Source organism: Corallococcus sp. Z5C101001 (assembly GCF_007352635.1).
In the GTDB taxonomy this organism is placed as follows: Bacteria; Myxococcota; Myxococcia; order Myxococcales; family Myxococcaceae; genus Corallococcus; species Corallococcus silvisoli.
The window spans coordinates 1-7,159 of sequence record NZ_VKLU01000033.1; the positions used below are offsets into that span (position 1 = coordinate 1).

6 protein-coding genes, 1 tRNA gene and 4 pseudogenes are annotated in these 7,159 nt (G+C 67.7%); 8 read left to right on the forward strand and 3 right to left on the reverse strand.

The features are described from left to right. Positions 1-568 precede the first annotated feature (568 nt). Together FOF48_RS35960 and FOF48_RS35965 are read left to right on the forward strand one after the other, a co-directional pair. Complete coding sequence (locus FOF48_RS35960; protein ID WP_143909515.1) at positions 569-1,084, forward strand: redoxin domain-containing protein; 516 nt, start codon at positions 569-571, stop codon at positions 1,082-1,084. Next, positions 1,081-1,614, forward strand: a complete 534-nt coding sequence (locus tag FOF48_RS35965) for a thioredoxin domain-containing protein (RefSeq protein WP_143909517.1) — start codon at positions 1,081-1,083, stop codon at positions 1,612-1,614. The genes FOF48_RS35960 and FOF48_RS35965 overlap by 4 nt, the downstream gene beginning before the upstream one ends. A 13-nt stretch (positions 1,615-1,627) precedes the next feature. Here the strand turns inward: FOF48_RS35965 and FOF48_RS35970 are convergent, their stop codons facing one another. Beyond that, positions 1,628-2,422, reverse strand: a complete 795-nt coding sequence (locus FOF48_RS35970) for a mechanosensitive ion channel family protein (RefSeq protein ID WP_235686136.1) — start codon at positions 2,420-2,422, stop codon at positions 1,628-1,630. A 254-nt stretch (positions 2,423-2,676) separates the two neighbouring features. Here FOF48_RS35970 and FOF48_RS35975 point away from each other — a divergent pair, with 254 nt between their 5' ends. Next, complete coding sequence (locus tag FOF48_RS35975; protein ID WP_143909521.1) at positions 2,677-3,840, forward strand: alpha/beta hydrolase; 1,164 nt, start codon at positions 2,677-2,679, stop codon at positions 3,838-3,840. Between the two features lie 12 nt (positions 3,841-3,852). Here FOF48_RS35975 and FOF48_RS35980 read toward each other — a convergent pair whose 3' ends face one another. Then, a complete protein-coding gene (locus FOF48_RS35980; RefSeq protein WP_186002221.1) occupies positions 3,853-4,386 on the reverse strand; it encodes a hypothetical protein in 534 nt (177 codons plus the stop codon). Between the two features lie 263 nt (positions 4,387-4,649). On the opposite strand from FOF48_RS35980, the gene FOF48_RS35990 reads away from it, so the two are divergent. The 5 genes and pseudogenes from FOF48_RS35990 to FOF48_RS36010 all read left to right on the forward strand — a co-directional run bounded on the left by FOF48_RS35990 (position 4,650) and on the right by FOF48_RS36010 (position 6,529). Next, a tRNA-Arg gene (locus FOF48_RS35990) sits at positions 4,650-4,723 on the forward strand. A gap of 329 nt (positions 4,724-5,052) precedes the next feature. Next, a pseudogene (locus FOF48_RS37810) lies at positions 5,053-5,103 on the forward strand (hypothetical protein); the annotation flags it as partial. Positions 5,104-5,197: 94 nt separating this feature from the next. Beyond that, a pseudogene (locus tag FOF48_RS37815) lies at positions 5,198-5,385 on the forward strand (ISL3 family transposase); the annotation flags it as partial. Between the two features lie 48 nt (positions 5,386-5,433). Further along, a pseudogene (locus FOF48_RS36005) lies at positions 5,434-5,571 on the forward strand (transposase domain-containing protein); the annotation flags it as partial. 802 nt (positions 5,572-6,373) lie between these two features. Next, a complete protein-coding gene (locus FOF48_RS36010; protein WP_255443066.1) occupies positions 6,374-6,529 on the forward strand; it encodes a transposase in 156 nt (51 codons plus the stop codon). Positions 6,530-6,652: 123 nt separating this feature from the next. Here FOF48_RS36010 and FOF48_RS36015 read toward each other — a convergent pair. Further along, positions 6,653-7,159, reverse strand: a pseudogene (locus tag FOF48_RS36015) (ISNCY family transposase); the annotation flags it as partial.

Consider the following 7,159-nt stretch of genomic DNA (forward strand, 5'->3'; position numbering starts at 1 on the left):
GAGAAGCTCGGCGCGCTTCTCCGGCGAGAGGTTGGCGATCCGCTTCGACAGCTCCTGGCTCATCTCGTGTACTCCGCACTCGGGGACGCAATGGCGTGCGAGCGGCACCTGCGCGGCGCCGCCCGTGAGAACTTCGACTGGATGCTGGTGTCGGATTGACGCCCTGCGCTGTGCCCCGGGTGAGCGCAGCGAGGGTGGGTCAAATTCATGTAGGTGAGATTATTCCGTGAGCAAGCGGCCTGTCATGAGGGCCACATGCATCCCATCTGAATGAATTCAGGTATTTGCAGAATTGTTCTGGTTCCCCGCACCAACGGAGGGAAGGACTCCGGATGTCCTGCCGAGAGTGACCGGCTCCTGGCGTCTCTTCCCTGTCCGAGGGGTGAGCAGGCGCTGGGCTGGCGCGTCCTGCCCCCCGCTTGCCGGCCCTGAGGGGCTCCCAGGGGGGCGTGAGTCGCGGCGCCGCCCGCGCTGGCCGCTGCCAGAGCCATGGTCCGAGCGCTGGACGCCCATGGGTTGGCGGGTGGCGGACGGCCTTCCCAGATTCAGGCCAGCGAGGACTTCTCCCATGGCCACTGCCACGCTGTCCCTATCCCGTCCGCTGCCACCCGGCTCACGGGCCCCCTCATTCCAGCTCGCTGTCACGCCCGCGAAGTCGGTGTCCCTGGCGGACTGCGCGGGCGCTCCCGTCGTGCTCGCCTTCTACCCGGCGGACTTCAGCCCGGTGTGCGGCGATGAGCTGGCCCTCTTCAACGAACTGCTCCCCGAGCTCCAGCGGCACGGCGCGAGGATGTTCGGCGTGTCGGTGGACAGCGTGTGGTCGCACGCCGCGTTCGCGCGGGAGCGAGGGCTTCGTTTCCCGTTGCTCGCGGACTTCCACCCCAAGGGGGACATGTCGCGGCGCTACCACGCATGGCGGGAGGCGGAGGACGTCTCCGAGCGCGCGCTCTACGTGCTGGACGGTGACGGGGTGATTGCCTGGTCGCACGTGTCGCCCCCGGCGGTGAACCCCGGCGTGGACGGCGTGCTGGATGCGTTGGAGAAGCTGTCCAGGGGCACGGCAACGCACGAGGTGCGCTCTTGACCCGCCTGAGAAGAGCGCCGGGCCCGGGCGATCACTTCCAGGGGCCCCGCGCCGCGCCCGTCATCCTGGTGGAGTACGGCGACTACCAGTGCCCGTACTGCGGACAGGCCTACTGGGAGGTGAAGAAGCTCCAGCAGGGCCTGGGTACGCGACTGGGGTTCGTGTTCCGCAACTTCCCGCTGACCCAGGCGCACCCGCTGGCGCTCCAGGCCGCGGAGGCCGCCGAGGCCGCGGCCGTGCAAGATCGCTTCTGGGAGATGCACGACCTGCTCTACGAGAACCAGGACGCGCTGGAGATGCCCGTGCTGTTGTCCCACGCGGAGGCCCTGTCCCTGGACATGGACCGCTTCCGCGCGGACCTGGCCTCGCACCGGTTCGAGGAGCGCGTGCGCCGGGACTTCATGGACGGCGCGCGCAGCGGCGTGAACGGGACGCCGACGTTCTTCGCCAACGGCTACCGGCACGACGGCCCCTTCAGCGCGGCCGCGCTGCTGGAGGCGCTGGCGGGAGGACTGGACGCCTCCCGCTGACGCCCCTGCCGTTCTAGCCCGCCTTCGCGAGCGGAGGCGGCGAGGCCGCGAAGGCCGCGCCGGGCACCGTGTAGGCATGGGCCGTGAGGGTCTCCACGATCGCCTCGCCCACGGAGGCCTGCACGTCGTTGAACTCGGTGGGCTTGCAGAAGATGCACACCGCCAGCACGGGACCCTGGAGCGTGAACTCCGCGACCTCCACCTGGGGGACCGGCTTCGCCTGGACGCCCTGCACACTGGGCATGCGCTCCAGCAGGGACTGCATGAGCAGCTTCACGTCCGCACCGTGCACCAGCGGCACCTTGACGGTCATCTTGCGGTGCGGGTGGTGGCTGTAATTGATGATGTTGTCGCTGAACATCTGGTTGTTGCCCACGGAGATCCGCACGTTGTCCGTCGTGTCGAGCGTGGTGACGAACAGGCCAATCTCCTGCACGTAGCCGACGACCCCACCCGCTTCGATCTCCTCGCCCACCCGGAAGGGGCGCAGCACGAGCAGGAACACGCCCGCGGCGAAGTTGGCGAGCAGTCCGGACCACGCGGCGCCAATGGCGATACCCGCGGCGGCGATCAACGCGGCGAAGGACGTCGTCTCCACGCCCATCAGCCCCAGGATGCCGACCACCAGCATCAGGGTCAGGGTGCCGGTGAAGAGCGAACCGATGTAGCGGATGAGCGTGGCATCCAGCTGCCGCCGCTGAAGGCCCATGTCCAGCACCTTGCGGAACCCACCGATGACCGTCCGCCCGATGAACCAGACAATCAACGCCCCGATGACCTTGAGCAGGAGCGGGAGCGCCTCCGTCATGGCCAGTGACTTCAACTGAACGACAAACTCATCCATTGGCATGAACCCTTTGACACGGACCAGATCTGGCCCGTGTCTTTTGCACGGGGCAGGCCACGGCATGCAAGTGCACTGACTGAGAATCCACAGCTGTCCAGGAGGGCAATCCTGACCCGTCAGTCCGGGAGCTGACACGACTGGGGTGGGGACTGACACGTCAAGGGGGGCGTGGCGGAGTCCTTGCGTGAAGGAGGGCGGGAGGAGACGGTGGGGTCATGCGACTGATTCCAGTTCCGCTCCTGATGCTGTTGAGCGCGTGCACCGCCTCGCGTGTCGAGGTCCCTCCGGCCACGGGGGACGAGGTGACGGTGTTCATCCACGGCTATCGTGGGTCGTTCCTCGTCACGGCGGACGCGAAGCGCGAACGGGCGTGGGTGTCCGTGGGCGAGCTGCTGACGCGCGGCGACCGTTCGCTGGCGCTGCCGTTCCCTGGGCAGCGGCTGGCGCAGGACTTTGGAGCGCTCACGGTGGACGGGCCGGTGACGCGCTTCACGGTGCTGCCGTGGGTGGCGCGCTACGACGTCTACAAGGGCTTCCTGGAGTTCGCGCGCGACCGGCTGCCGGGCCTCGTGGTGTTCGACTACGACTGGCGACAGGACAACCGCGTGACGGCGAAGCGGCTGTGCGCGCTGTTGGAGGAGCTCGCCAGCGCGCGGGGCGGCCGGGTGAAGGTGAACCTGGTGGCGCACAGCATGGGGGGGCTCGTCACGTTGCACTGCCTGCGCTACGGCGCCGGCGATGACACGGGCGAGCCCACGTGGGCGGGCGCGAGGCACGTGAAGCGGGTCGTGTTCCTGGGCACGCCCTTCGGTGGGGCGCCGGGCATGTTCGACGACTTCACGCTGGGAACGCCGGTGGGGCGCAACCACGCGCTGCTGTCTCCCGAGGCGCTGTTCACCTTCGCCTCCGCGTTCCAGCTCATGCCTGCTCAGAGCGACTTCTTCGTGGACGCGAGCGGCCAGCCGGTGGCCTTCGACGCGTACCGGCCGGACGCGTGGGTGGGGGGTGGGTGGGGCGTGTTCCAGGACGCGGCGGTGCGCGAGCTGCCCGCGTATCGCCAGCAGTTGGAGCGGATGTTGGAGGCGCGCTCGGGCCTGGCGCGGGCGCTGTCGGAGCGTGAGGGGCCGCCGCCGCCCTTCCGCGCGCTGGCGGTGGTGGGCGTGGGGCATCCGTTGATCAAGTCCTTCCGGGTCATCGACGGGAAGCCCACGTTCGAGGATCCGATCCTCGCGGATGGTGATGGCTCCGTGCTCACGACCCGGGCCCTTCCGCCGGCGCCGCTTCACGTGGACCGGCTGGAGACGAAGGCCGACCACGTGGAGATGGTGGGGGACCGGGACGTCCAGGAGGCGGTCGCGCGGTTCCTCGAGGGCGACTGAGGTGCGGGGGCGTCAGTCCCCCTGGATGGCGGCCTGCCAGTCGCCATCCACGGAGATGCCGACGCGCATGCCCATGTAGCTCTTCTCCTTGCGCATGTCCTCGAGCTGCGCGTCCGGGTAGATGCCCTTCAGCAGGGCGAAGTCCGCGTCGGTGGCGCCCTCGCGGAAGGCGGTGGGCCACCAGAAGAGGTCGCCCTCCCGGTAGAAGGGGAGATCGAGGACCTGGACCAGCCGCGCCAGCACCGGCTGCGGGTCTTCCTTCCACTCCTCCTGGATGCGCCAGGTCGTGGCCATGTCCTGGTCGGGGTCGTGGGAGAAGCGCACGCTCTGGCCCTTCTCGTCGCCCAGCCTCTGCAGCGCCGCGTAGTCGCAGGCCACCGCGGCCGCGACGATGCGCTCGCGCATGGAGGCGACGGCGGGGGGCAGCGGCCTCGCGGGCGGCTTGGGCTTGGGGCTCAGCCTGCTGGCGGAGCAGGTCGCGCCGGCCGGGGCAGGAGGCCGGGGGGCGGGTGGGGCCGGCGGGGCGGGCGGAGGCGTGGCGGGCATGGTCGGGCTCGGGGCAGGGGACGTCGCGGGCGTCCGGGGTGACTCCGTGCAGGCCAGACAGGCGGCGAGAAGACAAGGGGAGAAGAAGGGCACGCGGTTCATGGCCCCGGGTGTAGTCCACCGGGGAGGGCGGGCCGTCAGGCGGGACGCCCCTTTTGTGCAGGAGCCATCACGCGAGGACCGCCCACCGGGCGACGGACCTGGATTGCGTGCTTGCGTCGCTCTGGGACTTCGGTTACTCCTCCGGCACCGGAAGCAGTTCTGCGCGATTAGCTCAGCTGGATAGAGCGTTGGCCTCCGGAGCCAAAGGCCGCAGGTTCGAATCCTGCATCGCGCGCTGTCCCAAGTCGTTGAAGGGACACAGGAAAGTGGCATCCGGGAGGCGCCTGTCAGGCGCCTCCCGGGCAGCCCATCCGCCCGGTTTCCACCCTGAAGTTGCCCCGGTTCTGCGGCTCTCCCGCACTTCGTGTGGTTCGCGCCGGGAGAATAGGCTCGCGAGGCGAGCTACCAACTGGGCGAATACATCCTGGGAATGGAAGCGCCGTATCCGCTTCCTGGGGGGCGGATGGACCGGGTGGCCCATGGAAGCTCGGCGGGTGTTACCCTCGAGGTAGGCATGCAGGGTACGGGGCACGGTGTCCCTCCTGTTAGACGCCCAGTACCGCGGTGCATGGCAGCTACGTTCGACGCCCGGCGGACCTGCCCGTCGCAGGGCGCGTCGTGCAACTCGACCTGCGCGTGCGGCGCCTCCGCTGTCGAAACCCGGAATGCGCTCGCCGTACGCCCTTCGAAGCGTGGTTGGACGAGGCTCGTGCGCGCGGTGGAGACCTTTGCGGAGGGCCTCGAACAGCACGGCGTTTCAGTCCGGACCGCCCTGGCCTTTCCTTGGAGCAACGCCAGGCCGAGGGCTAAATCACGAAGCTCAAGCTCCTCAAGCGTCAGATGTATGGCCGCGCCAACTTCGACCTGCTGCGTCGTCGAGTGCTGCTCACCGTCTGAGCCTTGGGTCCTCACGAAGTGCGGGAGAGCCACGGAACTGGGGCAACTTCACTGGCGGGGCTGAGTTCAATGGTGGCCACGTGCGAGGCCAAAGGCGTCAACCCCAAGGCGTACCTCGCCGACGTGCTCATGTGCCTTGGCAGCCACCCCGCATCACTTCTGGACGAGTTGTTGCCGCACCGCTGATAATCGTCCTCCGCCTCTGCCCCGGACTCATCTTGAAGCCACGCAAGCCTTTGCGACCAGGACCTCCGTGCGCGGCTACCACGCGGCGTGGGTGGAAGGGTGCATCCATCGGACGTCGCCCGTCGGTCGGTTACGAATCGGATGCACCCGAGGATAGCGAACTGGCACGGGTTGACCGGGAGGAGTTACCTCCCGGTCAATCTCATACTACGAAGCGCGCCTGCTCAGACGGGATCGCAAGAGGCCGTGCCGCCCGTACAGACCGCGCGGCACTCGTCGACGCTGTAGCACGGTTGGTTATTACACGCAGTCGCCACGCCCGTCGGAGACCAGCAGTACCCCAACGCCGTTCCCTCGGAATTGGCGCCGCGGCAGGTCCCATACCGAACCCAACCTTCCTGCTCAGCGGGACAGGTCAGGGCTGATTCCTGGGTCTGGAGCGAAGCCTCGGTTGTCGACTCTCCCGTGCCACAGGCTGACATCGCCATGAGCACTGCGCCGATTAGTAGATTGCGCACTGGAACTCCTGTGAGGGTTTGTGATGCGCCTGGAGACCTATCTGCAATGGCTTGTTGGGTGCAATGAAAAAGGATTGGAATGGGGAGTCCTTGCGTTTTGGGTGGTGGGTTTGACTTTTGAAGATGGATGGGCTTGGCGTTGTTGGTCGGGCGATTGAAAAAAGGCCGAGTAAAGTGGGTGTAATAGTTCGGTCTCACTTGAAGCCTTGCGTCCGCCAGTGCATGACGTGTGGGCGTGATCCGCTTCAGTGGACACCAACGAAGAGGCAGATACGGTGTCCGACATGGTGGAAGAGAAGAAGCCACGCCGCCCGCGGCGCAGTTATACGGACGAGTTCAAGGCTGGGGCTGTCCGGCTCGTGGTTGAGGAGGGGAAGACCGGCTCCCAGGTGGCCCGGGACCTTGACCTGACGCTGTCGGTCCCTGCAGAGCTGGGTTGACCAGGCACGGGTGGATGCGGGCAAGGGCAAGCCGGGGGCGCTGACAAGTGCGGAGCGGCAAGAGCTCACGAAGCTGCGCAAGCAGGTGCGTGAGCTGGAGATGGAGCGGACGCTGCTAAAAAACTACGCCGGCAAATATGGCCTGAGCTCCTCTTCGATGCCTCGGAGGTAGCCGTCCGGATCGGCGCGAAAGCGTCGGCCCATGATGCGGGGGACGCGCCGGGCTTCGAGCTGAGCGCGTAATTGCCGCCAGTCGTCGAGGACCCCAGGCGCCAGATGGGTTGCGTCGAGTTCAGGTAGCAGTAGGGCGGCAGCGATAGCTGGCAGCCGGACTGCGCCGCGCACGACAAGGCCCGCGCTGCCGCGGACCCGGCCCGAGGCCCGCCGCTCATGGTAGCGGCAGGTGCCGAAGAGGTGCTCCAAGGCATTATCGGTGCGCGGCAGTCGCGGTACGTCGTAGCAGTGGAAGAGGCCCTTCCAGTAGCGGCGCGTTTCCAGGAGGAAATGGGCGAGGGCCTGGCGCAGGACGCCCCGGTGGCGTCGACGCGTCCAGCGCACCAGGGCGGCCAGCAGGGCCGACAGACGGCGGCGCACGCCCGCGGCATCCAATCCGGGCTCATTCTGGAGGAT

Excerpts from the sequence above, each read along its gene's own strand:
- FOF48_RS35980 (WP_186002221.1), bottom strand. The coding sequence starts at position 4,386 with ATGCCCGCCACGCCTCCGCCCGCCCCGCCGGCCCCACCCGCCCCCCGG.
- FOF48_RS35960 (WP_143909515.1), top strand. The coding sequence starts at position 569 with ATGGCCACTGCCACGCTGTCCCTATCCCGTCCGCTGCCACCCGGCTCA.
- FOF48_RS35970 (WP_235686136.1), bottom strand. The coding sequence starts at position 2,422 with ATGACGGAGGCGCTCCCGCTCCTGCTCAAGGTCATCGGGGCGTTGATT.
- FOF48_RS36010 (WP_255443066.1), top strand. The coding sequence starts at position 6,374 with ATGGTGGAAGAGAAGAAGCCACGCCGCCCGCGGCGCAGTTATACGGAC.
- FOF48_RS35975 (WP_143909521.1), top strand. The coding sequence starts at position 2,677 with ATGCGACTGATTCCAGTTCCGCTCCTGATGCTGTTGAGCGCGTGCACC.